The following is a 26,552-nucleotide window of genomic DNA, read 5'->3' as shown; positions in this document are numbered from 1 at the left end:
CCGCCCCTCTGCTTTAAGCTTACCCTCCGTGGGCCGGAACCTTGGCGATCTCGCCGGGTTCGTTGGCGACCACCTTCAGTACCGCCGTCCAGGCATCGACATTCTGCTGAAGTGCAGCCGGATCAACCTTGTCCAGCGTATCGTCCGGCGTGTGGTGCAGGTCGAAGTAGTGCGTGCCGTCCTGCCCCAAGTCGATCACGGCCAGGTTCTGCGCCTGAATGATGCCGGAGACATCCTCGCCGCCATCGGCTGCGCCTTCGTGCGGCGTGATGCCCATCGGCCAGAGCGCGGCCTTCACCTTGTCCACCATGGCCTGGTTCTGCGGTGCGGTGCTGAACTTCACCTGCCACACCTTGTCCGCGCCGAAATCGCTCTCCATCGCCAGTCCATGCGGTTCCGACCCGTGCATCCGCACATAGGCCGCGTTGCCGCCGTCGCTGAGGCCCATTTCCTCGTTTCCAGCCCAAAGCACGCGGATCGTGCGCAGCGGTTGCCCATCCTTCTGCGCGGCGAGCGCGGCGGCGGTCACGATCGCGCAGCCGGAAGCATCGTCGATCGCGCCGGTACCAAGGTCCCAGGAATCGAGGTGGCAGGCCACCACGATCTTGGGCAGCGTGGGGTCACGACCCGGTAGTTCGGCGATCACATTGCCCGAAGGCGCGTTGGGAAACGGCTTGCCCGCCAGCGTCAGGTCCATCTTCATCGGCTGCCCGCGCTTGGCGATGCGCGCGATTAAGTCGGCATCGGGGTTCGAGACCGCGCCAGCCGGGATGGCGGTCACGCCCTTCGGGAAGATGGTGGTGCCGGTGTGCGGATTGCGATGATTATCCGTCCCCGCCGAGCGGATGACGATCGCCGCCGCGCCCTTCTGCGAGGCCAGCGCGGGCCCCTTGCGGCGTACGTCGCCATAGGGGCCATAGCCCGACCCGTCCTGCGCAGCGCGCATGGCGTGATCGACGAAAGCAATCTTGCCCTTCAGCGATCCGTCCGGCGCGGCGCGCAATGCGTCCAGCGTCGGGAAATAGACCACTTCCGCCTTCAAGCCGCCCGCCGGGGTCGGCACCGACATGCCCAGCGCCGCAATCGCCAGCGGCTGCGCATAGGGCGCGGTCAGCACTGCCTTCTCCTCCCCGCGCGTCCAGGCGAGCGTGGTGAACGGCTCCACCTTCACGTTCTGGAAGCCCAGCGCCTTCAACTTCGCGTCCGCCCATGCCCGCGCGCGGCCTTCCGCCGGGGAGCCGGCGATGCGCGGGCCGATTTCCGTCGTTAGCCCTTCCACGATGTCCCAGGCGACGCCCGAACCTTCCGTCGGCGTGGCGAATGCAGGAGCGGCGACAAGCGCGGCGGCGGAAGCGGCAAGAAGCGCCGCGCGGGTGAATGAGCGTTGCATCTCAACTGGCTAGCGCGGGCTTTAGGTTCTGCCAACGGGCCCGTAGGAAAAATTCGAAGGGGCCAGAAAAGAGGCTACGTCCCGCCCGTTCGCCTCAGCCACGGTGTGTCTTGAAATCGGACGGCCGAAGCACGATTTTGCTATTTCGTGTCAGGCGGCGCGCCACGCGGGATCGTTACCCGGCCCTGCCCTTGGCAACCCGCGCGCACGCCTGTAGAGCGGCGCGCAAGACACCCGACATTTCGATCTTACAGACTTTCCATCCAGAGGAATCCGATGGCCGCGCAATACGCCTTCGTCATGAAGAGCATGACCAAGACCTTCCCCGGCGCCCAGAAGCCGGTGCTGAACGACATCAACCTGCAGTTCTACCAGGGCGCCAAGATCGGCATCGTGGGTCCGAACGGTGCGGGTAAGTCGACCCTGATCAAGATCATGGCCGGCATCGACACCGATTTCACCGGCGAAGCCTGGGCGGGTGAGAACATCACCGTCGGCTATCTGGAGCAGGAACCGGAACTCGACCCGACCAAGACCGTGCTAGAGAACGTCAAGGACGGCGCCCGCGCGACCGCCGACATGGTCGATCGCTTCAATGCGATCGGCATGGAAATGGGCGAGGAAGGCGCCGATTTCGAAGCGCTCGGCGCCGAGATGAGCGAACTGCAGGACAAGATCGACGCGGTCGATGGCTGGACGCTCGACAACCAGCTTGAAATCGCGATGGAAGCGCTGCGCTGCCCGCCTGGCGACTGGCCCGTCGACAAGCTGTCGGGCGGTGAAAAGCGCCGCGTGGCCCTCACCCGCCTGCTGATCCAGAAGCCGTCGATCCTGCTGCTCGACGAACCGACCAACCACCTTGACGCCGAATCCGTCGAATGGCTGGAAAACCACCTGAAGGAATACGCCGGCGCGGTGCTGATGATCACCCACGACCGCTACTTCCTCGACCACGTGGTGGACTGGATCCTCGAACTCGACCGCGGGAAGTACTTCCCCTACGAAGGCAACTACTCCACCTACCTGGAGAAGAAGGCCAAGCGCATGGAGCAGGAGGACCGCGAGGAATCCGGCCGCCAGAAGGCGCTCAAGGACGAGCTGGAGTGGATGCGGCAGACCCCCGCCGCCCGCCAGACCAAGTCGAAGGCGCGTATCCGCAAGTTCGAACAGCTTCAGGAAGCCCAGGCCGGCCGCAAGCCCGGCAAGGCCCAGATCGTCATTCAGGTGCCTGAGCGTCTGGGCGGCAAGGTGATCGAGGTGAAGAACATCTCGAAGGCGTTCGGCGACAAGCTGCTGTTCGAAGACCTGTCCTTCATCCTGCCGCCGGGCGGCATCGTCGGTGTGATCGGCCCGAACGGCGCCGGCAAGTCCACGCTGTTCAAGATGCTCACCGGCAAGGAAACCCCGGACGAGGGTTCGATCGACATCGGTTCGACCGTGCACCTGGGCTTCGTGGACCAGAGCCGCGATCACCTGGACCCCAAGAAGAACGTCTGGGAGGAAATCTCCGACGGGCTCGACTACATGAAGGTCAACGGCCACGACATGTCGACCCGCGCCTATGTCGGTGCGTTCAACTTCAAGGGCGCCGACCAGCAGAAGAACGTCGGCAAGCTGTCGGGCGGTGAACGCAACCGCGTCCACATGGCCAAGATGCTGAAGGAGGGTGGCAACGTCCTCCTGCTCGACGAACCGACCAACGACCTTGACGTCGAAACGCTGGGCGCGCTGGAAGAAGCCATCGAAAACTTCGCCGGCTGCGCCGTGGTCATCAGCCACGACCGTTTCTTCCTTGACCGTCTGGCGACTCACATCCTGGCGTTCGAAGGCAACAGCCACGTCGAATGGTTCGAAGGCAACTTCGAGGCTTACGAAGAAGACAAGCGCCGCCGCCTTGGCGATGCCGCCGACCGTCCGACCCGCCTTGCCTACAAGAAGCTGACCCGCTGAACTTAGCGATTTAGCTGACAAAGCGCCGACAAAGCGTTGACAAATTTGGGCCGTCGTCCGGGAAACTGGACGGCGGCTTTGTTCATTTTAAAAAGTGATAATATGAATGGATGGCAACAACGCGGTTCACGGATTCGACAGCACGCCTCCTATATCCAATGTCTTAGGATAAGCCGCGAAGGGGTGCGGCAAGTCCGGTTTGGAGACCGGAAATGATTACGAAGGGTACGACACTGAAGACGAAGTTCCTCAAGAGTGCGGGTGTTGCGGGTGCCATGGCGGCGGCCCTCACATCGCTTGCAGCCCCTGCGATGGCTGACGATCGTCCGCGTCAGGGCGCCCGGCCGGAAACGAACGCCCGCGAAGGCCGTGGCGCGCCCCAACCGCGCCCTGCCCCGCAGCAGCAGTTCCGTCCGCAGATGCAGCCTCAGGCCCGCCCGCAAGGCGCGCCTCAGGGCCAGCCGCAGATGCAATCGCAAGGTCAGGCGCGGCCTGCCCATGCATGGTCGGGATCGCGCCCCCAGGGTTCGGCTCCCCAGCAGGGCCAAGCTCCTCAGCAGGGGCAACCTCAGGCCCGTCCGGACTGGAACGGCAATCGCGGAAACGACAACCAACGCCCGCCCCAGAACCAGGGTTGGGCCGGTCGTCCGCAACAACAGCAGGACAATCGCGGCCCGAACGACCGCGGACAGAACGACAGGGGCCCCGATCGCCGTCCGGACTGGGCGCAGAACGGCAACCGCCCCGGCGGACCCAATCAAGGACGTCCGCCGCAGGGTGGATACGATCCTTCCCGCCCGTCTCCGGGTGGCCCCGGCCGCCCCGGCAACATCGCGCCGGATCGCAACCGCCCCTCCTGGCAAGGCAACAACCCGTCGTGGAAGGGCAATCAGCCCAACGATCGGCGCTGGGCCAATGACGATCGCCGCAATGACGACCGCCGCTGGAACAATGATTGGCGGCAGGACCGCCGCTACGACTGGCGCGACTATCGCGACGGCCACCGCGACGTCTATCGCGGCCGGCCGTACTACTCGCCCTATCGCGGCTACGCCTATCGCCGCGTGAGCGTCGGCTTCACGCTGGGATCGCTGTTCTATGGCAGCTCGTACTGGCTGGACGATCCGTACATGTACCGCCTTCCGCCCGTCTACGGCCCCTATCGCTGGGTCCACTATTATGACGACGTGCTGCTGGTGGACGTCTACACCGGCCAGGTGGTCGACGTGATCTACGACTTCTTCTGGTAAGAATGAAGATACCCCCCGAAGCCTCGCTCCGGGGGGTATTTTTTGCCTGCGCTGCCGATTGATCTTGGGCCAAGCTGGGTTAGTCTGCCTTCGATGAGGGGAGATCGACATCCAGACAGCGAAGCGCTTGCGCGGATCGGCGCCGATGTTCGGCACCGTCTAGCCAATCAGCACACCGTTCGTCAGGCCGATGTCGATGCCGCCGAAATCTACATCGTCGAGAATTTCCTGGCCGCCGGCGCCTGTCAACGGCTGACCCGGCTGATAGACGCCGTCGCCTGCCCTTCACGCTTGGTAGAGGAAGACGACTGGGCCGGCTATCGCACCAGCTATTCGGGGGACATCGACCCGAAGGATGCCACCGTGCGCGCGCTGGAGGGCCGGCTCAACGATCTGACCGGGCTGGACACCGCACGCAGCGAATGCGCGCAAGGCCAGCGCTACCTGGCGGGCGAATTCTACCACGAACATTGCGACTGGTTCGATACCGCCGCGAACTACTGGCCGCATGAGGAGGACAACGGCGGGCAGCGCAGCTGGACGGCGATGGTCTACCTGAACACCGTGGAACTGGGCGGGTTTACCGATTTCACCAAGCTGGGCCTGCGCGTCCAGCCACAGCCGGGCACTCTGCTGCTCTGGAACAACGCCTGCCCCGATGGATCGCCCAACCCATGGACGCTGCACGCCGCACGGCCGGTGGAGCGCGGCGTGAAGTACGTCGTCACCAAATGGTATCGCGCGCGCAACTGGCAGTAGCCGGGATCAGTATTCCTCGCCATCGGCGGCGGCCTGGCGCGTATCCAGATACTCGAAAAGGTGGTCGAAACGGCGGTGCAGCCGGATGATTTCCAACTGCGTGCGCAAGTTCACCTCATAGTCGTGCCGCGCAGTGATGCGATCCTTGTCCGACTGGCGGTTCTGACTCATCATGATGACCGGTGCCTGGATCGCCGCCAGCATCGAGAGCATCAGGTTCAGGAAGATATAGGGATAAGCATCGAAGGGCTTCAGCCCCAGCGCTTCGAGCAGGCTGGAGTTCAGCAGCATCCAGACGAACAGCACCACGCCAAAGGCGATGATAAAGCCCCAGCTACCGCCGATTGCCGCCACCTTGTCGGCAATGCGATCGCCGTGGGAGGCATGCAAAGCCGCAAGCTCATCAGCATCCGGACCAACCAACGTGCCCGACGAAATGCGGCCGAGCACGTGTTGGTCTTCAGGGTCAAGTTCGGTCAGCTTTCGCCCGAGAAGCTCTTCGGCGAGTTCCTCGGGCGTTCGCGGATTCTTGCGCATTTTCGCCCCTGATCGTGATGTTACGCGGCCGAAAGGGCCTCCGCGATCAGTTTGCGCGTTTCGGGCACGCCGTAAAGGGCGATGAAGCTGCCCATACGCGGGCCCTGCGGCGAACCAAGCAGGGTTTCGTAGAGCGCCTTGAACCAGTCACGCAGCGTTTCGAAGCCATAAGCCTCGTTCTTGCCGATCTCGTAAACGGCGTTCTGCAGCGTTTCGGCAGAGGCACCCGTCCCGGCCTTTTCCAGTTCGGCGTCGAGCACCTTGAGCGCTTCGGCCTCATTCGCGGTCGGCGCGCGGCGCTTCAAGGTCGGCGCGATGAAGTCGCGATTGGTGGCGAGAGCCGCGCGGACCATCTCGCCCAGTTCGGGATGCGCTTCCGGGCGTGCATCCTCGATATAGTTGCCGAGGTAGGACCAGACCTGCTCTGCCGTCGCATCCGCGCCCAGCACGCCCACAAGGTTCAGCAGCAGCGAGAAAGTCACCGGCACGGTATCGCCCGCACCCTCACCCGTTCCGCTGGCGCGCAGCAGGTGCCAGACGGGGTTGCCAAGCTGCTTGTCGATCGCCTGATCGGTCAGATTGCCACGGAACTGCCAGTATTCGTCGACTGCCTTCGGGATCACGCCGACGTGAAGCTGCTTGGCGCTCTTCGGCTCGCGGAACAGGTAGAATCCCAGCGATTCCTCTGTGCCGTAAGTCAGCCACTGCTCGATGGTGAGGCCGTTGCCCTTGGACTTCGAGATCTTCTCGCCATTCTCGTCCAGGAACAGTTCGTAGATCAGGCCTTCCGGCTTACGGCCGCCCAGGATCTGCACGATCTTGCCCGACTGGGTGACCGAATCGGTCAGGTCCTTGCCGCACATCTCGTAATCGACGCCCAGCGCGTACCAGCGCATCGCCCAGTCGACCTTCCACTGCAGCTTGGCCTTGCCGCCGAACACGGACTGTTCGACGACGGAGCCGTCCTCGTCGGTAAAGCGGATCATGCCCGTAGCCGGATCGAGCACTTCGACCGGCACCTGAAGAACCACGCCACTGGTGGGCGAGACCGGCAGGACCGGCGAATAGGTCTTGCGGCGTTCCTCGCGCAGTGTCGGCAGCATCACGTCGAGGATGCCCTGGTTGCATTCCAGCACACGCGTCAGCGCGGCATCGAAATCGCCCGAGTTGTAGCGGTCGCTGGCCGAAACGAATTCGTAGTCGAAGCCGAAGCGGTCCAGGAAGTCGCGCAGCATTGCGTTGTTGTGATGCGCGAAGCTTTCGTGGGTGCCGAAGGGATCGGGAATGCGGCTGAGCGGCTTGCCGAGGTTCGCGGCCAGCACTTCGGCGTTCGGAATATTGTCCGGCACCTTGCGCAACCCGTCCATATCGTCCGAGAACGCGACAAGGCGCGTCGGCGCACCGCCGGTCAGCGCCTCATAAGCCCGGCGCACCAGTGTGGTGCGCAGAACTTCCTGAAAGGTGCCGATATGCGGCAGGCCCGAGGGACCGTAGCCCGTTTCGAACAGCACCGGCGCATTGTTCGGTTTACCGTTCGGGTAACGCTTGAGCAGCTTCTGGGCCTCCTGGAAGGGCCAGGCCTTGGACACGCGTGCGGCTTCGATCAGGGCTTGTTCAGTCATGCGCGCGCTATGACGCGAAATTGCCGCATTTCGCAAGCGCGAAGCTATGCGGGGAACCACACCAGCGGGGACTCGTTCTGAATCCCTAGGTCGCAAGAGGACGAGTTAAAGCCGTGAAATACGTCGATACCCTGCAAAAGCAGCTCGAAAGCATGGCCGATGGCTTCGTGCAAGCGCTGCCCAGCCTCGTGATCGCGCTGATGGTACTGGTCGTCACCTGGGCCGCCGCCCGCTTTGCCGTGCGCATTGCCGACAAGCTGACCGGGCGCACCAGCATCCGCAACGATCTCAAGCAGTTGTTCGATACGCTCGTCCGGTTGCTCGTGTGGATTTTCGGCTCGCTGATCGCGCTGACGGTTGCGGTCCCCAGCTTCACACCGGCGGGCGCTTTCGCGGGCCTTGGCGTCGGCGCACTGGCCATCGGCTTCGCGTTTCAGGACATCTTCGAGAACTTCCTGGCCGGCGTCCTCATCATGCTCCGCGACAAGATGAACATCGGCGATTCGATCGAGTGCAACAAGATCCAGGGCAAGGTGGAGCGCATTACCCTGCGCGAAACGCATATCCGCCAGTTCACCGGCGAACTGACGGTCGTGCCCAACTCGATGCTGTTCAAGAACCCGGTGCGCATCCTCAATGACGAGCCCGTCCGCCGCGACGAACTGGTGGTCGGCGTGTCCTACGACTGCGATCTGGACCGCGCCGAAACCCTGCTTCGCGATGCGGTAAAGGGCGTCGAAGGCGTCGATTCGAACAAGGCCGTCCTCGTCGTCGCACAGGCGTTCAACTCCAGTTCGATCGATTTTCTGATCCAGTGGTGGGCCGATACCAGCCCGCGCGACATGCGCGTGACCAAGAGCGACGCGATTAAGGCGATCAAGGCCGCGCTGGATGGAGAGGGTATCGAGATCCCCTACCCCTACGTCACCAACACCTTCAAGGAAGCGCTGCCGATCGACCGCGCCCATTCGCAGGACAAGCGCGCGGCCTGACCTTTCGGGCCTCCGGTCCAAAAAAACAACGGCCCGCTCTCAGACAGGAGAGCGGGCCGTTGTTATTGGACCAACTGGATCAGTGGATCACTAAGCCGCCGTATCCTGCCACTGCCAGTCATAAGCCAGCGGCGCCTCGCGAAAGGCAAAGCGGTCGATATGGCGTGCGACCACGTCGGTCAGCTGCTCCACATTGTCGCGATCCTCGCCCGTGATGGCGATGGCAATGCCCTCGCCATCCGCCGCCATCGTCGCCACCGCGGTGGGGAAAGTCACCGTGCCGGTGCTCCCTTCCACTTTGGTTTCCAGCTTGTGGCTCCAGTGCTTGCAAAGCTGCAGCACATACTTCTCGCCATTAGGCGTGGCGACTTGCGCCGCGATCGTGTGGCTCAACCTTCGATCCTTTCGATCTTGCGGGTCGCTTCATCCAGCGCGTCGGCGATCTGGAGAATGATCTCACGGCTGGTGCCTTCCTTGGAAAGGCGATCATGCATCGCGGTCCTCAGCGCATGGATCGCGCGGCGGACGGGAGCGGGATCGACCTTGTCGCGCGCCTCGGCCAGCGCCGAAAGGCGGGCCTTCAGTTCCACGGCCTTTTCGGCGTCGGTTTCGGCCTGCTTGCGGCCTTCCTCGGTCGCAGCGTAGGACTTGCGCGCGCTTTCTTCGGCCTGCGCCGCGATCAGACCCGCTTCTTCCATATAGGTCAGCGCGGGGTAGACCACGCCGGGGCTCGGCGCATAGTCGCCGCCCGAAAGCGTCTCGATCTCGCGGATCAGTTCGTAGCCATGGCGCGGAGCCTCGACGATCAGCGCCAGCAACAGGACCTGAAGCTCAGCCTGATCGAACAGGCGCTTGCGACGTCCGCCGCCCATGCGACCACCGGGACCGAAGCCCCCGAAACCGCCGCCGAAGCCTTCACCCCGGCCGCCGCGACCACGTCCGCGACCGCCCGGAAAGCCGCCCTCGAAATCGTCACCGTCACGGCCGAACGGGCCGCGTTCCATGCCGAAACCGCCGCGACCGCGCATGCCGCGCGGACCGAAACCACGACCACCGAATTCGCCGCCCATTTCAGGGCCAAATCCTTCGCGACCCTCAAACCGCCCACGAGCGCCACGCTCGTCACGGCCGCATCCGCGGCCCCGTCCATGACCATGTCCGCGACCTTCGCCGCGCTTGTGATGGATGTTCATCATTTTCATCTTTCTGTGTGTCTTCATGATGGCCACAAGATATATCTTAAAACGAACTTCGCAAGAGGCTAAAACATATCTTGATGCATTTTTTGATGAAGCAACGGGATTCTGAAGGAAACCGGGCCCGCAAGGTTGCCCCTCCGCGCGCGCTGCGACTAAGACGGCCCCATGGCCGCCCTCGCTCTCCCCGCGCTTCACGCCAGCCACGCAGGCTCCTGGCTTCGCGAAGGGGCTGGCACGACTCGCCCGGTTTCGAAGGGCGAAGCGGTAACAGCCGTCGCCGATACACCCCTGCTGATCCTCAACGCCCCCTTGGTGGCGACCCGACTCGGCTATCCCGATCTTTCGGGGCTGGACCTGCTCGAACTCTTCGCCTTCATTCACCCCGCGCGCTTCGTGGTGCCGACGCCGAAGGGCCTCGCTCACGCGCTGGGGCTCGACGAACCCGCCAGCGATGCCGACGTCCCGCGCCTTTTGCAGGAAGCCGCCGGCGCGCTGCTGGAAACCTGCGAAAGCCCCGCCTGGGCGGAACGCGAAGGCGCGTGGACGGGTCTGCAATCGCTGATCCGCATGCGCTGGCCGTGGTCCACCCTGCTCAGCGCCCGCATTGCCAAGCCCGAGCGCGCCGAGCGCTGGCTGTTCACCCGCCTCCCGGAATGGGAGGAAAGCCCGGAAGCCCCTCAGCCCCGGCAAGTCACGCTCCAGCCCAACGAGGTGCTGCAACGCCTTGCCCAGCTTACCGGCAGCAATGCGGAGCAACGGCAGAGCCAGCGCGCCTATGCGGTGGAGGCGTCCGAAGCCTTCGCCCCGCGTGAGGCGCGCGGCCGCCCGCATGTGGTACTGGCGCAGGCCGGCACCGGCATCGGCAAGACGCTGGGCTATCTGGCCCCCGCCTCGCTCTGGGCCGAACAATCCGGCGGCACCGTCTGGGTATCCACCTACACCAAGGCGCTGCAACGCCAGCTGCGCAAGGAAAGCCGCCGCGCCTGGCCCGAATACCGGCCCGATGGCAGCCAGCCCGTGGTCGTGCGCAAGGGGCGTGAGAACTACCTCTGCCTGCTGAACCTGGAAGACGCGCTGCAGGGCGGGTTTGCCGGGCGCGCCGCGATCATGGCGCAACTGGTCGCGCGCTGGGCCGCTTATTCGCAGGACGGCGACATGATCGGCGGCGACTTGCCCGGTTGGCTGGGCACGCTGTTCCGCCAGCGCGGCATCACCGCCCTCACCGACCGACGCGGCGAATGCGTCTATGCCGGGTGCCCGCATTTCCGAAAGTGCTTCATCGAACGGGCGACGCGCGCCAGCGTGGGCGCGGATCTGGTGATCGGCAACCACGCGCTGGTCATGATCAACGCCGCGCGCGGGCGCGATCAGGCCTCCCGCCCCACGCGCGTGGTGTTCGACGAAGGCCATCACGTCTTCGACGCCGCCGATTCGACCTTTGCCGCCGCCCTCACCGGCGCGGAGGCCATCGAACTGCGCCGCTGGGTGATCGGCCCGGAAAAGAACGCGCGCGGCCGCCGTCGCGGCCTCTCCGCCCGCCTCGCCGACGTCGCCAGCTATGACGAAGCCGGTGCGAAAGCGATCACCGCTGCCGTTGCCGCTGCCGAAGCGCTGCCCGGCGACAGCTGGATGCAGCGCATCGTCGAAGGCGCCCCTTCCGGCCCGCTGGAGGAACTGTTCGCCGCCGTCCGCGCCACCGTCTACGCCCGCGATGAGAGCGGCGGACAGGAGGCGGGATACGGCCTCGAAACCGAGGCGGCCGGGCTCGATGGCGATTTCGTGGAAGTATCCGAAGCCGCGCGCGAATCCCTGGCGGAACTGCGCCAACCGCTGATGCGGCTCAGCCTGCGACTGGAAGCGCTGATGGAGGACGGGCCGGATTGGTTGGACGGCCCCGGTCGAGCCCGCATCGAAGGCGCGCGCCATTCGCTCAGCTGGCGGATCGACTTGCTGGCGGCGTGGGAGGCCCTGCTGGCCCGGCTGGCGGGTCCGGCCGACCCCGAATATGTCGATTGGCTGGCACTCGAACGCTCCGAAGCGCGCGAATTCGATACCGGTATTCACCGTCACTGGCTCGATCCGATGAAGCCATTCGCCAGCGTGGTGCTGGAACCGGCGCACGGCGTCGTGATGACGTCCGCCACTCTGCGCGACGGCGACACCTGGGATCAGGCGATCAAGCGATCCGGCACGCCCTATATCGATGTCGCCCCCAAGCTATCCGAGCACCTCAGCCCGTTCGATTACACCGCACAGGCCGAAGTGCTGATCGTAAACGACATTCCGCGCGGCGACATTCCGGCGCTGGCCGGGGCTTACGGCCGGTTGATCGAGGCATCGGGCGGCGGCGTGCTCGGCCTGTTCACCGCCATCCGCCGACTTCGCGCGGTCCATGGTCGCATTGCCGATCGCCTCGCGCGCGGCGGGCTTCCGCTCTATGCCCAGCATGTCGACCCGATCGACACCGGCACTTTGGTCGATATTTTCCGCGACGATCCCAAGGCATCTCTGCTGGGCACCGACGCCTTGCGCGACGGTGTGGACGTGCCCGGTCACTCGCTGCGACTTGTCGTCATGGAGCAAGTACCATGGCCGCGACCGACAATTCTGCACCGCGCGCGCCGCGTGGCCGGTGGCGGTTCGTCCTATGACGACAGCCTGATCCGCGCCAAGCTGGCGCAGGCATTCGGCCGCCTGATCCGCAGCCGCGAAGATCATGGGCATTTCGTGGTGCTGTCGTCCGCCTTCCCCTCCCGCCTGCTCAGCGCCTTCCCGCAAGGGACCCCGGTGCGTCGCATTTCGCTGGAGGAGGCCTTGCATCGCGTGGCGGCAAGTGTTTCAGGGGAAACCGTGAAGGACGGCGATCCCGCCCGCCCCCCAGTGTGAGCGCATCATCCGCATGAAGACTCTCGGCATTTTCAGGCACGCCAAGTCCGACTGGAACGATGCGCGCCTGCGCGACTTCGACCGCCCGCTCAACAAGCGCGGGCGCAAGGGCGCGGCGCTGATGGGCCTGCATATCCGCGATCACAAAGTGAAGTGGAACCGCATCCTGGCCTCGCCCGCGGTGCGCGCGGCGCAGACCATCGAACTGGCGGAAGAAGCCGCGGGCGAATCGCCGCCCATCACCTGGGACCGCCGCCTCTATCTCGCCAGCTCCGCCACGTTGGTCGACGTGCTGCGCGAACAGAAGGGCGATCCGCGCACGATCATGCTCGTGGGCCACAACCCGGGGCTGGAAGACGTGATCTTCGACCTCGTCCCCGATGACGGATCAAGCCCGATGCGCGATGTGGTGGAGGAGAAGTTCCCCACCGCCGCCTTCGCAGTGATCGAACTCGACATCGAATCGTGGGACGCCATTGCCGATGGCTGCGGCCGGCTCGTCCATCTGACCCGGCCGCGCGATCTGGACCCCGAACTGGGCCCTCAAATCGAAAGTTGATCCAGACGCGCTGGCGCACACGGCATCAGGCCGCTTGAAGCGCGTCGGCCAATCGCGCCCTGATGGAACGCAGACGATCGATGATCTCGCTGTCGAACGCGGCCATGGCAGCAGGCTCGGCGGCGGCAATCTGGACCGGTTCGGCCACCGGCTCAGGTGTCTCGGCAACGCCCGATTGCGCCTCGATAGCCTGGCGCGCGCCGCGCAGCGTATAACCCTCGCGGTGCACCAGCCGATCGATTTCGGCAATCAGCGCAATGTCTTCCGGGCGATAATAGCGCCGCCCGCCGGCACGCTTAATGGGCTGCAACGTGGGAAACTGCTCTTCCCAATAGCGCAGCACGTGCTGACGGACGCCAAGCGCCTTCGTCACTTCCCCGATGGTGCGGAGCGCTTGCGCGTCCTTTCCATCATCGAAATGAGCATCCAAACGGGTTTTCCCCGTACTGCCGGACATGAAACTGGCTCCTTTGGGCGTCGCCGCCCCGCGGGAGCGGCCTCAATCACAATTCCGCGATGCGATCCTTGAGCATCTGGCTGGCGCGGAACGTCATGACCCGGCGCGGGGTAATGGGCACTTCCACCCCCGTTTTCGGGTTGCGTCCCACGCGTTCGCCCTTGTCTCGCAACAGGAAAGTGCCGAAACCGGAGATCTTCACGTTCTCCCCTTCGGTAAGTGCTTCCGACATGTGCTGGAGAATGGCTTCGACCATACCGAGCGATTCGGCCCGCGAAAGGCCGAGCTTCCTGTGAATGGCTTCCGCGATCTCAGCTCGCGTCAATGTTTCCGTGGAGCGCATCAACACCACATCCCCTTCGAGCCCTGACCCCCATTACGATAATATGAAAAAATGAGGGAAAAGCAATGCTCGAGGCGGTAATCACTAAGAGAGTGGCAAGTCGCGCGCGATTTTACATGCGAACGAGGCTCGCCCCCCAGGTAAAGCCGCCACCCATCGCTTCCAGCACGACCAGATCGCCCCGCTTGATTCGCCCGTCGCGCACCGCCTGATCCAGCGCCAGCGGCACCGAGGCGGCCGACGTGTTGGCGTGCTGACCTACTGTTTTCACGACCTTTTCCGCCGGCATGTTCAGCTTCTTCGCCGTCGCGTCAAGGATGCGGGCATTGGCCTGGTGCGGCACCAGCCAGTCGATATCCTGCGAGGAATGTCCGGTTTCCGCCAGCACTTCCTCCAGCACTTCGGCCAGATTGACCACGGCGTGGCGGAATACTTCGCGGCCCTTCATGCGCAGCTTGCCCACGGTGCCGGTGGTCGAAGGACCGCCATCGACATAGAGCAGCTGATTGTGCGCACCATCGGCATGAAGCCGCGTGGCGAGAATACCGCGCTCCGCGCCGTCTTCCTGCTCCTGCGCTTCCAGCACGACCGCGCCAGCGCCATCGCCGAAGAGCACGCAAGTCGTGCGGTCTTCCCAGTCGAGAATACGGCTGAAGGTTTCAGACCCGATCACCAGCGCGCGCTTGGCCATCCCCGAACGCAGCATCGAATCGGCCACGCCCAAGGCATAAAGAAAGCCCGAGCAAACCGCCGCCACGTCGAAGGCGATGCCGCCGCGGCAGCCAAGGTTCGCCTGGACCAGAGTCGCGGTGGCCGGAAACGTCTGATCCGGAGTCGCGGTGGCCAGAACGATCAGGTCGATCGAAGACGCCTCGATCCCGGCCGCCTCGATCGCCTTGCGGGCGGCATCGGTAGCAAGGCTGGACGTGGTTTCGTCTTCGGCAGCGATGTGACGGTTGGAAATCCCGGTACGTTCGACGATCCACTCGTCGCTCGTATCTACCTGTTCCGCCAGTTCTGCGTTGCTGACCGCGCGGCGCGGCAGGGCCGAGCCCGTGCCGACGATGACCGAACGGCGCATCAGGCGCTCTCTTCCTGGACCCGCGGCTTGCGCAGGGAAGTGCCGCCCATGCGGGCAAGGTCGGCGGAGATCCGCTCGGTCACGTTTTCCTCCAGGAGCCGCGCGGTAACCGCCACGGCATTCGCGACGCCGGCGGCATTGGCACCGCCATGGCTTTTCACGACAATGCCGTTGAGACCCAGGAAAACCGCGCCATTATGATTATTGGGATCGAGATGGTGCTTCAGCAGCTCGGTAGCCGGCTTCGAGATCAGGAATCCGATCTTCGAACGCAGCGAACTGGAAAAGCCGCGCCGCAGCAGGTCGGCCACGAAACGTGCCGTGCCTTCTACCGCTTTCAACGCAACATTGCCCGAGAACCCGTCGGTCACGACGACATCCATGTCGCCGCGCCCAAGCTTGTCGGCCTCGGTGAAACCGTCGAATGAAATCGACAGATCGGCAGCGGACGCCTTGAGCATCGATGCCGCATCGCGCAGCATTTCGGTGCCCTTGGTTTCTTCGGTGCCGATATTCAGCAGACGCACGCGCGGCTGCTCGCGACCCGTAGCGACGCGGGCATAGGCAGCGCCCATGATCGCGAACTGCACAAGGTTGCGCGCATCGCACTCGGCATTAGCGCCGAGGTCGAGCATGACAAGGTCATGATCTTCCAGCGTCGGCAGCAGAGCGGCCAAGGCAGGCCGATCGATGCCGGGCATCGTGCGTAGCGTAAGCTTGGAAATCGCCATCAAAGCGCCGGTATTCCCGGCACTGACGGCGGCACCGGCATCACCTGCCTTCACCGCCTCGATAGCGCGTCCCATCGAGGTGCCCTTGGCCCGGCGCAAGGCCTGGCTGGGCTTATCCTCGCCACTGATAACGCCCTCCGTATGGAGGATCTCGGAGCTGGCCCTGAGGTTGGGATGATTTTCCAGCGCGGTTTTGATCCGCGCTTCATCCCCCACCAACAGGAACTTGAAACGTTCATGACGACGGCGCGCGAGCGCAGCGCCTTCAATCATGACGCGCACGCCCTCGTCGCCGCCCATCGCATCGATCGCGATACGCGGCAGACTCATGGCACTCTCCGAGACTCGTTCGTGGTCTTAGACTTCGACCGCGACGATTTCACGACCATTGTAATGGCCGCAAGCGTTGCAGAGGTTGTGCGGGCGCTTGAGTTCACCACAGTTCGGGCACTCGTGGAAAGCCTCGACCTTCAGCGCGTCATGGCTGCGGCGCATGCCACGGCGGGAAGGGGTGGTCTTTCTCTTAGGGACAGCCATTTCGGCACCTGTTCCTGGAATAAATGAATGTCAAAAATGCCGCCGAGACCGTCATTACCGGACCGGCGGCTTGCGAAGGCGCGCCTATAACCGATTTCTCGTGAGTTGCAACCCGTTCCGACCCGACGCATGAACGCGAACAGTTCAAGATCCTGGGAACGGAGAGAAACCCCGCATGATTCTTCAGACGACACTGTGCCTGGCGGCCACTGCCGCCGTCATCACCTTTTGGCACATAGTCCGGATCGGCCAGGTGCGCACCCGGGAAAAGGTGCTTCACGGCGATGGCGGCAACGTCCTGCTGGGCCGCCGCATGCGCGCACAGCTCAATTTCGTGGAAAGCACGCCTTTCGTGCTGATCCTTATCGCCGCCATCGAAATGACGGCCAAGGCAGGCGCATGGCTGGCCATCGTCGGGTCGATCTTCATGCTGGGCCGCGTGCTTCACGCTTTCGGGATGGATTCGGACAAGCCGCACGTCCTGCGCATGATCGGGACGATTATCACCGCGCTGACCCTGCTGGGCCTCGCGATCGTGGCCGTGCTGATTGCACTCGGCCGATTCTGAGCATGTCCGGCCCGAGTCACGCTCGGGCCGGAAGCCACTTCTATATAGCCACTCTATATAGATAGCCGGATCAGGCCGGTAGCCCGCGCTCCAAGGCAGCATCGCTTACGAAGGGATTGGTCCGGCGCTCGTCGCCGAAGGTGCTGATCGGGCCGTGGCCGGGCACGAACGTCACATCGTCACCCAGCGGCCAGAGCCCCTGCGTGATCGAGTTCACCAGATCCTCCAGGTTGCCGCGCGGGAAATCCCAGCGACCGATACCGCCCTGGAACAGCACGTCGCCCACCATGGCGAACTTGCTGGGGGCATGGTGGAAGATCACGTGGCCCGGCGTGTGCCCGGGGCAATGCACGACATCCAGCTCAAGCTCGCCCACCGTCACCTTGTCACCATGTTCCAGCCAGCGGTCGGGCTCGAACGTGTGCGCTTCCATGTTCCAGCGCGGCCCATCGTCGTTGAGCTTGGCGATCCAGAAGCGGTCTTCCTCCTGCGGCCCCTCGATCGGCACGCCCATTTCCTTGGCAAAAACGCCGGCCATGCCGCAGTGATCGAGGTGCCCGTGGGTGACGAGGATCTTTTCCAGCGTCACGCCGGTCTTCTCCAGCGCCTGCCGCAGCTTGGGCAGATCGCCGCCCGGGTCCACGAAGGCCCCGCGCATCGTCTTGGTGCACCAGATCAAGGAGCAGTTCTGCTGGAGCGGCGTGACGGGAATGATCCCCACGCGCATCGGGCGGTCGTCGGCGTTCTCGGTCATGCCTGCGGAAATGGCGGCAAGCCGGACCGAATGCAACGCCTCTAGATTCGCCCGCCCTTCCACACGACACGCCCAACCACGGTCACTTCGTCGAGCCCGCACTCGATCGGGCGATAGGCGGGATTGTCGCTGAGCAGCACGATCCGCCCTGCTCCCTGCATGCCAAGCCGTTTGACCAACACGGCATCGTCCAGCCGCACCACATGGATGCCATCGCGCAGCGGCTGCCAGTTACGGTCGACCAGAATCTCGTCACCGTGCCGCAGAGTCGGCTCCATCGAATCGCCAGAGACAGTGATTGCCGAAAGCATGTCCGGCCGCAGCCCCATCGATCGCAGCCAGCGGGCAGAGAATCGCAGCGTTCCAAAAACTTCCTCGGCATCGGCATGGGCACCCGGGCCGGCCGACGCACCCACGGCCAGACGGGGAACATCCATCCAGCTCGGTTCATCGAGAGATTTTTCCTTCGCCTTGCCAAGCTCCATCTCATCCACCCCGAAGAAGCGGGCCAAAGTGCCGCGATCCGCTTCCTCCAATTTGCGCGGACTGCCTTTCTTAATGAATTGTTGAAGATAGCTCGCATTCTTCCCAATCATGCGGGACAAGGCGGACAAGCTTACTCCCCGCCCATCGGCGAGTTCCAGCAGGCGGGCGCGGGGATCGGTGCTTTCCACAATGTAATCTTAGGTGAAGGAAATTTCCTAGACAAGTAGGATTTCAGTTGGAACATTTAGGGAACACGAGTCACAACCCCGATGGGAGGACACCCTGAAAATGCTCCTGCGCCAGATCGAAAACTTCCTGAGAATCACGCACATGCCCTGCACCAAGTTCGGCCGACTCGCAGCGCACGATCCGCGCTTCGTGGGAGACCTGCGCAACGGCCGCGTGCCACGCGAAAGAACGACCGCGCGCGTCGAAACCTTCATGGCCACTTATCTGGAGACCGGCCATGCGCTCTGAATCTGCCGATACGGCCCTGCCCGATATCACCGTTAATGCGACGCGGGCCGCGATACATCGCGCCTGCGGCACCGAAAAACGCGCCCGCGGCCCCTGGCTGGCGCTGCTATCCGAAGTTCTCACACTGGCGGGGCCGCACGCCGAATTCCGGCACCACGCCGAAAGACCATGGTGCAGCGCCACTTTCTCAGGATCGCGCCACACGATTGCACTGGAATTCAGCGGTCAGCCCGCGATCGACGCGGCCGAGGTGCTGATCGCCGCCCTGCCCGATCACGAATTCACGGTGCCCGGCCAATTGGTCGCCGATGCCACGATCGCGGCGGCCAGCCATGAAGCCGGACCGCCGCCGCGCATGATCGTCGATGTCGAACTGTTACTACTCGACGAAAGCTGAACTCAGTAACCCTGGGAGAGGTCGACCACGTGCGCGAGCGGTTCGTCGCGCACGAATCGGCCCAGATTAGCGAGAAACCGCGCCGCCCCCCGCTGAAACAGCGCATCCTGCGCCCGGCCGGACAAATGCATCGAGATATGGACGTTCTCGCGCGACCAGAGGGAGTGGTCCGCCGGCAGCGGTTCAGGATCGGTCACATCCAGGAACGCGCCGCCCAGATGACCCGAATCGATAGCGGCCAGCAATGCATCCTGATCGATCACGGTGCCGCGCGCGAAATTCAGCAAGACTGATCCCGGCTTCATGGCCGCCAGCTCCGCCGCGCCGAACATGCGATGCGTTTCCGGTGTGGAGGGAACGATCAGGATCACCCAGTCGAACCGCCCCAGCGCGCCGCGCCACTCGTCCGGACCCAGTTCACCTTGTCCTGCGCGGCGACGCGCGACAGTAACGTCCGCACCGAACACGCGCAGGATCTCCGCAATGCGCCCGCCGATCTCACCCGCGCCCACCACGAGCACTTTCGAATCGAGCAGTTCCGCCTTGCCCGGCGGCTCGGCCAGCCATTCGTGCCGATCCTGCGCACGCACGACCTGCCTCCAGCCCTTGGCCGTGGTCAGCATGCCCATCACCGCATATTCGGCGACGCTCTGCGCGTGAATGCCCGCGCCATTGGTGAGTGTGATCCCGCGATCGCGGAACTGATCGAGCGGCAGCCAATCCACGCCCGATGACATCGCCGTGTACCAGCGCAGCTTCTCCATCCGCCCGATCGCCTCTGCCGCCAGCGGAGGACGCACCGGATCCAGCCACGCGACATCGGCCTGTGGCGCCTTGGCGAGCAGATCGTCCTCGCCATCCCACCAGAGCGGTGTCACGCCTTCGGGCAGCTTGCCTTCCAGCAAGGCGCGCGACTGGGCGTTGATAAGGGCAATCGTCATTTGACAGTCTCCGGCGCGGCGTAACATCTTGAACGGGATAGGGATCGGCGAAAGCCGAGCTTGGCAGGGGGAACGAACATGGCAAGACGTGAATGGGCCTGTGCGATTGCGTTTCTGGGGTCGATGGTCCCGCTTGGCGCAATAGCGCAGGACGAAGGCGCGCAAGAAGTGGTCGTTACCGCCATGCGCCGCGACGCGGACGACTATTCCGCCACGATGCCCGCCGTGGGGCTGCGCCGAAAGGCCGATTTCGCCGTGGTGGAAGTCACCGTTTCGGGAGACAGCCGCGACAAGGCGCAGCGCGAAGGCGAAATCTACGACATGATCCGCGGCGCCATAGCCGCCGCGCCGCACGCGGGCGTGCAACTGGCCTATGGCGAGCGCACGCTCCAGCCCCTTACCCCGCAAAACTACCGGCAGCTTTCGCTAAACAACGATTCGCGACCCGACAGTCAGCGCACCAAGTTCCTCGTCAAAGTTCCGCTGACCGGATCGATGGACGCCCAATCGGCGCAAGCGGCAATCACCTCGTTCGTCAAATCGGTGAAGCCGGTCGGGCGCGCACTGATGACCGAGACCGACGATCTGACACTGTCGGTCGTCGCGCCGGACCAATATCGTGGCCAGATCGCGGACGCCATCGCCGCTGACGCGAAGGCGATGGCTGCGCGCCTTGGCACGGGATACGGCGTGGAAATCGAAGGCCTGAACGCGCCGGTCGAATGGGCGCGCTCCGGGCTGTCCGAAGTCCTGCTCTACATGCCCTACAAGCTGACGGTCGTTCCGGCGCGCTGAGCCTCGCTCAGCCCAGCTTCCATTCCCAGCCGAGCGGATCGCCGTCCATCGCCTCCACACCCTGTACGGCGAGTTCGTCGCGCAGCGCGTCCGAGGTGGCGAAGTCCTTCTCCGCACGTGCGGCCTTGCGGCGGGCGAGCACGTCTTCGATCTCCGCCTCGGTGATCTCGGCAGTCTTCGGGCGAATGCGCAAGTCGGCACGACCGGTGCCGAATAGGTCGAGGCCCAGCACCGAATCCATCCGCTCCACTACCGCGCGCTTGGCAGAGGGGTCGACCTTCTTGGCCGCCAGCACGTCCTCCAGCGCCGTCAGCGCGACGGCGGTGTTCAGGTCATCGCCGATCGCCTTCTCGAAAGCCTCGATCATCGGCGCGAGTTTGGGGTGGTTCGGTTCGCCGGCCTCCACATCGGCCAGACGCTCGACCACCATGATCATGCGCTTCAGGCGCACGAGCGCGGCGGCGAGGCCTTCCCACGAGAATTCAAGCTCAGACCGGTAATGCGCCTGAAGGCACATCATGCGGTAGCCGAGCGGGTGGTAGCCCTTGTCGATCAGCAGTTGCAGCCGCAGGAACTCGCCCGACGACTTGCTCATCTTGCCCGAACGCTCGACGAGGAAATTGTTGTGCATCCACACGTTGGCGCCCGAATTTGCGGGCACGTCGAGGCCGCAAGCGTCTTCGGGCTTGCAGCAGAACGCCTGGTTCTGCGCGATCTCGTTCGGGTGGTGGATCTCGCGGTGGTCGATGCCGCCGGTGTGGATGTCGAACGGGAAGCCCAGCAGGTCGCCGGACATGACCGAGCATTCGAGATGCCAACCCGGAGCACCTTTGCCCCACGGCGAATCCCATTCCATCTGCCGCGTCTCGCCCGCAGGCGTCTTGCGCCAGATCGCAAAGTCGGCGGCGTTGCGCTTACCCTCGACCGCTTCGATGCGCCCCTCCCCCTCATCGGTCACGGCACGCGCGAGGCGGCCGTAGTCGGAGACGGTGGAAACGTCGAAGTAGAGGCCGCTTTCCAGTTCGTAGCAGTGGTTTGGTGCGATCTTCTCGGCGAATTCGATCATCTGCGGCACGTAATCCGTCGCGATCGACCACTTGGCCGGCTGACGGATGTTCAGCGCCTTGATGTCCGCCCAATAGGCCTGCGTGTAATGCGCGGCGATGTCCCAGATGGACTGCGCCTGTTGGCGTGCCATCTTCTCCATCTTGTCCTCGCCGGCATCGGCGTCGTCGGTCAGATGACCGACATCGGTGATGTTGATGACGTGGGTGAGCTTATAGCCCGCATGGCTGAGCGTCCGCCCCAGAATGTCTGCAAAGACATAGGCGCGCATGTTGCCGATGTGGGGGTAGTTGTAGACCGTCGGCCCGCACGTATAGACCCGCGCCTCACCGGCGTGGACGGGCTGGAACGGCTCCAGCTGGCGGGTCAGGCTGTTGAACAGCTTCAGAGGCTTGGGTTCGGTCATGACGCAGGGCAATTAGGCAGGAGCCGGGCGCAGTCAAGCCACGCCCGGCATTTAGACTCACTCGAAACCGAGGAACTTTACCTGCTCATCCAGCGCCACGCGCGGGCGGTCGAACTGGTTTACCGGCACATCCAGGCGCTTGCCGATGGAAAGGCCGCAGAACAGCAGGTGCGTCTCATCCGACACGCCGATGTGGTCCTTGATGAGCCGGGCGTAGAGGCCCATCCATTCCTGCGGGCAGGAATCCAGCCCTTCCTCGCGCAGCAACAGCATGATCGTCTGCAGCCACATGCCCACGTCCGACCATTGCGGCGAACCCATGAAGCGCTCGAAATAGCAGACCAGCAGCGCCGGCGCGCCGAACGAGGTGACGTTCTGGTGCATGAACGCCTTGCGGCCTTCACTGTCATCACGGGCGATGCCCATCGCGCCGTACATGAAGCCGCCCAGTTCCTGCAAGCGGCCGGCGTGGCGGGGCGACTGCATCGGTGCGGACCAGTTGTATTCCTCCGGGTCCTGCGGCTGGCTGGCCAGCATCTTGTCCTGAAGGGTCTTGAGCGGTTCGCCGGTCAGCACCGTCGCTTCCCAGGGCTGAAAGTTGCAGCCCGAAGGCGCCATGCGTGCCTTGTCGAGCACGCGGCGCAGGACGTCGAGGCTCACCGGCTCTTCGCTGAATGCGCGGATCGAGCGGCGGCTGAGGACGGCGTCGGTGACGTTCATGAAATTCCCTTCGTTGGCGATGGTTTGCAACCCGGCGCCGAACTTGGGGCCGGTCGGCATATATTCAATACCGACCGGTAGAAAAATCACTCTTCCTCGAAAAGCCCCGCAAGCTGCTCGATCATCGTGCCGCCAAGCTGTTCGGCATCCATGATCGTCACGGCGCGACGGTAGTAGCGCGTCACGTCGTGACCGATGCCGATGGCCACCAGCTGGACCGGGCTCTTGGCCTCGATCCATTCGATCACGCGGCGCAAGTGCGCCTCAAGGTAACCGGCGGAGTTCACCGACAGCGTCGAATCGTCCACCGGCGCACCGTCGGAAATCACCATCAGGATGCGGCGATCTTCCTGCCGGGCGAGCATGCGGTTGTGCGCCCAGAGCAGCGCCTCCCCGTCGATGTTCTCCTTCAGCAGCCCCTCGCGCATCATCAGGCCAAGGTTCTTGCGCGCGCGGCGCCAGGGCTCATCCGCCTTCTTGTAGACGATGTGGCGCAGATCGTTGAGGCGGCCTGGGTGGGCAGGACGGCCATTGGCCAGCCATGCCTCACGGCTCTGCCCGCCCTTCCACGCACGGGTGGTGAAGCCGAGGATTTCCACCTTCACGCCGCAGCGCTCCAGCGTGCGCGCCAGCACGTCCGCACTGATCGCCGCGATCGAAATCGGCCGCCCGCGCATGGAGCCCGAATTATCGAGCAGCAGCGTGACGACGGTGTCCTTGAACTCCACGTCGCGTTCGATCTTGTAGGACAGCGATTGCCCGGGCGAGACGACCACGCGGGCAAGCCGCGCGGCATCGAGCATGCCCTCTTCCTGATCGAAGTCCCACGAACGGTTCTGCTGCGCCATCAGGCGGCGCTGGAGGCGGTTGGCAAGGCGCGTCACCACGCCCTGAAGCCCCTTCAGCTGCGCGTCGAGATAGGCGCGCAGGCGGGTCAGTTCTTCCTCGTCGCAAAGGTCCGCCGCGCCCACCACTTCGTCGAACGCCTCGGTGAAGACCTTGTAGTCGAAGCTGTCGGGAATATCGGTCCACGGGCGGTTCGGGCGAACGGGCAACATGCCCTCCTCGCCATCTTCGCCTTCCTGGCCTTCGTCCATGTCGTCGGAGGTTTCGCCCTCGGCTTCGCTTTCGCCCTCATCTTCGCCCTTGGAAGGTTCGGCGGCAGCTTCGGCGGGCTGTTCCTCGCGCCCGCTTTCGTCGCCGGTTTCGTCTTCCTCGGTCTGCTCGTCGCCGTCCATCTCGTCGGCGTCTTCGGGCGGCAGGTCGACTTCGTCGGCCTGCGTCATCTCAAGGTGCGCGAGCATGTCGAGCGAGAGCTTCTGGAAGGCCTTCTGGTCCTCCAGCAGACCCGCGAGCGCGTCGAAATCGTCGCCCGCCTTCGATTCGATCCAGCGGCGCACCATCTGCACGCCTTCGTGCGCGGCATCGGGTACGGGCTGGCCGGTCAGCCGTTCTCGCAGCAGAAGCGCCAGCGCGGTCGGCACCGGCACTTTGTCCGGCGCATCGGCGCGGGAGATCGGATCGCTGGCGATGCGAGCTTCCAGCGAAGCATCCAGATTGTCGCGCATGCCGGCATAGGCATTGGCGCCCAAGGCTTCGTAACGCACGGCCTCCACCGCGTCATAGCACGCGCGGGCTGAGGGTTCGGACGGGGCATTGCGCCGGTGCAACGCTTCGTTGTGATGGCGCAGTTTCAGCGCAAAGCTGTCGGCATAGCCGCGCGCCTGCATGGCGGCGGCGCGGGGCACGGAGCGGCCCGGCATCGGCAGGCGGAACGTCCCGCCGCTGGCACTGGGGGCGTCCGCCGTCCAGTTGACCTCTACTTCGGCATCGTGGGCGATGGCGCGCGAAGCGCCGGTCAGCGCAAGCTTGAAGCGGTCGACAGGTGTTTCATCGGACATGATCGCTCAATGGCGACATAGCCGCGCGCGCGCAAGACGCTGCAATGCAAAACGCCGGAGGCGCGATGCGCCTCCGGCGTTTGATTTTCTGGTCTTGTGTTGGCCCACCCCGCTGCGACTAGCCTAAGCCTTGCGCTGAAACTCCCCTCCCGCAGGCGGGAGGGATTGGGGGTGAGCCTTAACTTAAACTCAGAGCGACTGGCCGGTCTTGGCCCAGTCGGCCATGAAGCCTTCGATGCCCTTGTCGGTCAGCACGTGCTTCACAAGGTTCTTGATAACCGCCGGCGGCATCGTCGCAACGTCGGCGCCGATGCGCGCGCATTCCAGCACGTGGACGGGGTGGCGGATCGAGGCGGCGAGGATCTCGGTCTCGAACGCGTAGTTGTCGTAGATCAGGCGGATGTCGCGGATCAGGTCCATGCCATCGAAGCCGTTGTCGTCATGGCGGCCGACGAAGGGCGAGATGAACGAAGCGCCGGCCTTGGCGGCGAGCAGCGCCTGGTTGGCCGAGAAGCACAGCGTGACGTTGACCATGGTGCCGTCGCTGGTGAGCGCCTTGCAGGTCTTCAGGCCGTCAAAGGTCAGCGGCACCTTGATGCAGACGTTGTCGGCGATCTTGCGGAGGATTTCGGCCTCACGCATCATGCCGGCGTGGTCGAGCGCGACGACTTCGGCGCTGACCGGACCATCGGTAAGGCCGCAGATTTCCTTGGTAACTTCGATGAAGTCACGGCCGGACTTGGCGATCAGCGAGGGGTTGGTGGTCACGCCGTCGAGCAGGCCGGTGGCGGCAAGCTCAGCGATTTCGGCGGTGTCGGCAGTGTCGACGAAGAACTTCATGGCGGGGGTTCCTGTAATGACCATCTCCCCCGAAGCGCGCCGCCCCAGGGGTGATGAACCTTTAGCGATTCTGGCGCCCCCTATAGGCAAGCGCGCCTTGTCTGAACACCCGCCTAAGTTTGGCGAAACGGTTACGCGCGCTTCAGTGCCGCAATCAGCCCCGCGTCGTTGGTCTGGCTGGGATCCTGACGGATCGACGCTTCGGCGGAGCCGATCTCGTACCAGATCGAATTGTCCGCTTCCAAGGCCAGCGCGTGCGCGGCATCGGTAACGGTAACCCCCTTCAGCGAGGAGATGGCCTCGGACAGCGTGGGATCGGTGGTCTGCTTCATCGCCGCTTCGATCTGCGGCATCATCGCATTGACCAACGCCGGGCCCATCGACTTGCGCAGCAGCGTGGTTGCGGCTGTCCTGCCCCCACGCAGCACTTCGGCAGGGTCATGGATGGCAACCTGCTTCGTCGCCTGCGTCACCAGCGGCGCGGCTGCACCGGCGCTCTGTCCGGCGATGGTGTTCAACTGGTGCTGAAGCTGCATCTGGAAATTCTTGTCGCGCAGCTTGCGGGTCGTGGTCGACCCGGTGCGGGTAAACAGAACCGGCAGCGGAATGCGCGCGACCGGGCTGGTCCAGAAACCGTCGGGCTGCACCAGCCAGGTGAACGCGCGCTCCGAAGAAAAGCGCATCAGGCGGCGCACAGGCTCCGCGTCGGCGGCGCTGCCGCCCGAAAGCGCACCGCCCAGGCCGGTGGTCGCGCAGCCGGAAAGCACCAGCGCGCCTACCGTCAGCAACCCACCCAGCACCGTGCGGCGGGCCATCACAAACTCGTCCTGCTGCCCGACCGATTCAGGCGATCCCCAATTCACCATCATCATCTCCTTCACGTGCCCTTACCTCGATGCCTATATGCAT

29 protein-coding genes are annotated in these 26,552 nt (G+C 64.2%); 11 read left to right on the top strand and 18 right to left on the bottom strand.

The genetic code is table 11. The features are described from left to right. Positions 1-19 precede the first annotated feature (19 nt). Positions 20-1,390, bottom strand: a complete 1,371-nt coding sequence (locus WBP07_RS05345; protein WP_395394699.1) for a M20/M25/M40 family metallo-hydrolase — start codon at positions 1,388-1,390, stop codon at positions 20-22. A 276-nt stretch (positions 1,391-1,666) separates the two neighbouring features. On the opposite strand from WBP07_RS05345, the gene ettA reads away from it, so the two are divergent. The 3 genes from ettA to WBP07_RS05330 all read left to right on the top strand — a co-directional run bounded on the left by ettA (position 1,667) and on the right by WBP07_RS05330 (position 5,349). Further along, a complete protein-coding gene (gene ettA / locus WBP07_RS05340) occupies positions 1,667-3,340 on the top strand; it encodes an energy-dependent translational throttle protein EttA (RefSeq protein WP_395394697.1) in 1,674 nt (557 codons plus the stop codon). Positions 3,341-3,552: 212 nt separating this feature from the next. Further along, the gene (locus WBP07_RS05335) at positions 3,553-4,590 is read left to right on the top strand and encodes an RcnB family protein (RefSeq protein ID WP_395394696.1); all 1,038 of its coding nucleotides are present in this window, start codon (positions 3,553-3,555) and stop codon (positions 4,588-4,590) included. A 93-nt stretch (positions 4,591-4,683) separates the two neighbouring features. After that, entirely contained in the window at positions 4,684-5,349 is a 666-nt protein-coding gene (locus tag WBP07_RS05330) for a prolyl hydroxylase family protein (protein ID WP_395394695.1), read from the top strand. Between the two features lie 6 nt (positions 5,350-5,355). On the opposite strand, the gene WBP07_RS05325 is transcribed toward WBP07_RS05330, so the two are convergent. Together WBP07_RS05325 and WBP07_RS05320 are read right to left on the bottom strand one after the other, a co-directional pair. Then, complete coding sequence (locus tag WBP07_RS05325) at positions 5,356-5,886, bottom strand: DUF1003 domain-containing protein (protein ID WP_395394694.1); 531 nt, start codon at positions 5,884-5,886, stop codon at positions 5,356-5,358. A gap of 20 nt (positions 5,887-5,906) precedes the next feature. Then, entirely contained in the window at positions 5,907-7,508 is a 1,602-nt protein-coding gene (locus WBP07_RS05320; protein ID WP_395394693.1) for a lysine--tRNA ligase, read from the bottom strand. A gap of 113 nt (positions 7,509-7,621) precedes the next feature. Between WBP07_RS05320 and WBP07_RS05315 the strand changes: the two genes are divergently transcribed. After that, the gene (locus WBP07_RS05315) at positions 7,622-8,500 is read left to right on the top strand and encodes a mechanosensitive ion channel family protein (RefSeq protein ID WP_395394692.1); all 879 of its coding nucleotides are present in this window, start codon (positions 7,622-7,624) and stop codon (positions 8,498-8,500) included. A gap of 90 nt (positions 8,501-8,590) precedes the next feature. On the opposite strand, the gene WBP07_RS05310 is transcribed toward WBP07_RS05315, so the two are convergent. Together WBP07_RS05310 and WBP07_RS05305 are read right to left on the bottom strand one after the other, a co-directional pair. Beyond that, positions 8,591-8,893, bottom strand: a complete 303-nt coding sequence (locus WBP07_RS05310; RefSeq protein WP_395394691.1) for a DUF2218 domain-containing protein — start codon at positions 8,891-8,893, stop codon at positions 8,591-8,593. Then, on the bottom strand, positions 8,890-9,318 hold the full coding sequence (locus tag WBP07_RS05305; protein ID WP_395394690.1) for a PadR family transcriptional regulator: 429 nt from the start codon (positions 9,316-9,318) through the stop codon (positions 8,890-8,892). Before WBP07_RS05305 ends, WBP07_RS05310 begins: the two co-directional genes overlap by 4 nt. Here WBP07_RS05305 and WBP07_RS05300 point away from each other — a divergent pair. From WBP07_RS05300 to WBP07_RS05290, 3 genes are all read left to right on the top strand, one after another. Continuing rightward, a complete protein-coding gene (locus WBP07_RS05300; RefSeq protein ID WP_395394689.1) occupies positions 9,286-9,765 on the top strand; it encodes a hypothetical protein in 480 nt (159 codons plus the stop codon). The genes WBP07_RS05305 and WBP07_RS05300 overlap by 33 nt on opposite strands. 99 nt (positions 9,766-9,864) lie before the next feature. Continuing rightward, complete coding sequence (locus WBP07_RS05295; protein WP_395394688.1) at positions 9,865-12,585, top strand: ATP-dependent DNA helicase; 2,721 nt, start codon at positions 9,865-9,867, stop codon at positions 12,583-12,585. A 13-nt stretch (positions 12,586-12,598) separates the two neighbouring features. After that, a complete protein-coding gene (locus WBP07_RS05290) occupies positions 12,599-13,144 on the top strand; it encodes a SixA phosphatase family protein (RefSeq protein WP_395394687.1) in 546 nt (181 codons plus the stop codon). Positions 13,145-13,169: 25 nt separating this feature from the next. Here WBP07_RS05290 and WBP07_RS05285 read toward each other — a convergent pair whose 3' ends face one another. The 5 genes from WBP07_RS05285 to rpmF all read right to left on the bottom strand — a co-directional run bounded on the left by WBP07_RS05285 (position 13,170) and on the right by rpmF (position 16,293). After that, positions 13,170-13,601 (bottom strand): MerR family transcriptional regulator, encoded by a 432-nt coding sequence (locus WBP07_RS05285; RefSeq protein WP_395394686.1) that lies wholly within the window; start codon positions 13,599-13,601, stop codon positions 13,170-13,172. Positions 13,602-13,647: 46 nt separating this feature from the next. Next, positions 13,648-13,944, bottom strand: coding sequence for an integration host factor subunit alpha (locus WBP07_RS05280; RefSeq protein WP_395395728.1), 297 nt, complete (start codon positions 13,942-13,944; stop codon positions 13,648-13,650). Positions 13,945-14,056: 112 nt separating this feature from the next. Beyond that, the gene (locus WBP07_RS05275) at positions 14,057-15,025 is read right to left on the bottom strand and encodes a beta-ketoacyl-ACP synthase III (protein ID WP_395394685.1); all 969 of its coding nucleotides are present in this window, start codon (positions 15,023-15,025) and stop codon (positions 14,057-14,059) included. Beyond that, on the bottom strand, positions 15,025-16,086 hold the full coding sequence (gene plsX, locus WBP07_RS05270; protein WP_395394684.1) for a phosphate acyltransferase PlsX: 1,062 nt from the start codon (positions 16,084-16,086) through the stop codon (positions 15,025-15,027). The genes WBP07_RS05275 and plsX overlap by 1 nt, the downstream gene beginning before the upstream one ends. 27 nt (positions 16,087-16,113) lie before the next feature. Continuing rightward, entirely contained in the window at positions 16,114-16,293 is a 180-nt protein-coding gene (gene rpmF, locus WBP07_RS05265) for a 50S ribosomal protein L32 (RefSeq protein ID WP_031342399.1), read from the bottom strand. 175 nt (positions 16,294-16,468) lie between these two features. Here rpmF and WBP07_RS05260 point away from each other — a divergent pair, with 175 nt between their 5' ends. Continuing rightward, positions 16,469-16,861, top strand: a complete 393-nt coding sequence (locus WBP07_RS05260) for an MAPEG family protein (protein WP_395394683.1) — start codon at positions 16,469-16,471, stop codon at positions 16,859-16,861. Positions 16,862-16,931: 70 nt separating this feature from the next. On the opposite strand, the gene WBP07_RS05255 is transcribed toward WBP07_RS05260, so the two are convergent. Together WBP07_RS05255 and WBP07_RS05250 are read right to left on the bottom strand one after the other, a co-directional pair. Further along, the gene (locus WBP07_RS05255; RefSeq protein ID WP_395394682.1) at positions 16,932-17,615 is read right to left on the bottom strand and encodes an MBL fold metallo-hydrolase; all 684 of its coding nucleotides are present in this window, start codon (positions 17,613-17,615) and stop codon (positions 16,932-16,934) included. Between the two features lie 41 nt (positions 17,616-17,656). Next, positions 17,657-18,151, bottom strand: a complete 495-nt coding sequence (locus WBP07_RS05250) for a helix-turn-helix transcriptional regulator (RefSeq protein WP_395394680.1) — start codon at positions 18,149-18,151, stop codon at positions 17,657-17,659. Positions 18,152-18,389: 238 nt separating this feature from the next. Between WBP07_RS05250 and WBP07_RS05245 the strand changes: the two genes are divergently transcribed. Next, complete coding sequence (locus tag WBP07_RS05245; protein WP_395394678.1) at positions 18,390-18,578, top strand: hypothetical protein; 189 nt, start codon at positions 18,390-18,392, stop codon at positions 18,576-18,578. Beyond that, on the top strand, positions 18,568-18,975 hold the full coding sequence (locus tag WBP07_RS05240; RefSeq protein ID WP_395394677.1) for a hypothetical protein: 408 nt from the start codon (positions 18,568-18,570) through the stop codon (positions 18,973-18,975). Before WBP07_RS05245 ends, WBP07_RS05240 begins: the two co-directional genes overlap by 11 nt. Before the next feature lie 2 nt (positions 18,976-18,977). On the opposite strand, the gene WBP07_RS05235 is transcribed toward WBP07_RS05240, so the two are convergent. Next, positions 18,978-19,916 carry a D-2-hydroxyacid dehydrogenase gene (locus WBP07_RS05235; RefSeq protein ID WP_395394676.1) on the bottom strand — a complete coding sequence of 313 codons (939 nt, stop codon included), beginning with the start codon at positions 19,914-19,916 and terminating at the stop codon, positions 18,978-18,980. A 78-nt stretch (positions 19,917-19,994) separates the two neighbouring features. Between WBP07_RS05235 and WBP07_RS05230 the strand changes: the two genes are divergently transcribed. Beyond that, complete coding sequence (locus WBP07_RS05230; protein ID WP_395394674.1) at positions 19,995-20,711, top strand: TonB-dependent receptor; 717 nt, start codon at positions 19,995-19,997, stop codon at positions 20,709-20,711. Between the two features lie 7 nt (positions 20,712-20,718). On the opposite strand, the gene cysS is transcribed toward WBP07_RS05230, so the two are convergent. From cysS to WBP07_RS05205, 5 genes are all read right to left on the bottom strand, one after another. Continuing rightward, positions 20,719-22,182, bottom strand: a complete 1,464-nt coding sequence (gene cysS, locus WBP07_RS05225; RefSeq protein WP_395394673.1) for a cysteine--tRNA ligase — start codon at positions 22,180-22,182, stop codon at positions 20,719-20,721. 57 nt (positions 22,183-22,239) lie between these two features. Further along, entirely contained in the window at positions 22,240-22,902 is a 663-nt protein-coding gene (locus WBP07_RS05220; protein WP_395394672.1) for a nitroreductase, read from the bottom strand. A gap of 86 nt (positions 22,903-22,988) precedes the next feature. Continuing rightward, on the bottom strand, positions 22,989-24,803 hold the full coding sequence (gene cobT, locus WBP07_RS05215) for a cobaltochelatase subunit CobT (protein WP_395394671.1): 1,815 nt from the start codon (positions 24,801-24,803) through the stop codon (positions 22,989-22,991). A gap of 189 nt (positions 24,804-24,992) precedes the next feature. Continuing rightward, the gene (gene fsa / locus WBP07_RS05210) at positions 24,993-25,643 is read right to left on the bottom strand and encodes a fructose-6-phosphate aldolase (RefSeq protein WP_142633328.1); all 651 of its coding nucleotides are present in this window, start codon (positions 25,641-25,643) and stop codon (positions 24,993-24,995) included. 131 nt (positions 25,644-25,774) lie between these two features. After that, entirely contained in the window at positions 25,775-26,515 is a 741-nt protein-coding gene (locus WBP07_RS05205) for a DUF4197 domain-containing protein (RefSeq protein WP_395395727.1), read from the bottom strand. Positions 26,516-26,552 lie beyond the last annotated feature (37 nt).

The sequence above is a fragment of the Novosphingobium oxfordense genome, from assembly GCF_044029435.1.
Classification (GTDB): Bacteria; Pseudomonadota; Alphaproteobacteria; order Sphingomonadales; family Sphingomonadaceae; genus Novosphingobium.
Note: the sequence above shows the minus strand (reverse complement) of the source record. Positions and strands in the feature narration are given on the sequence as shown.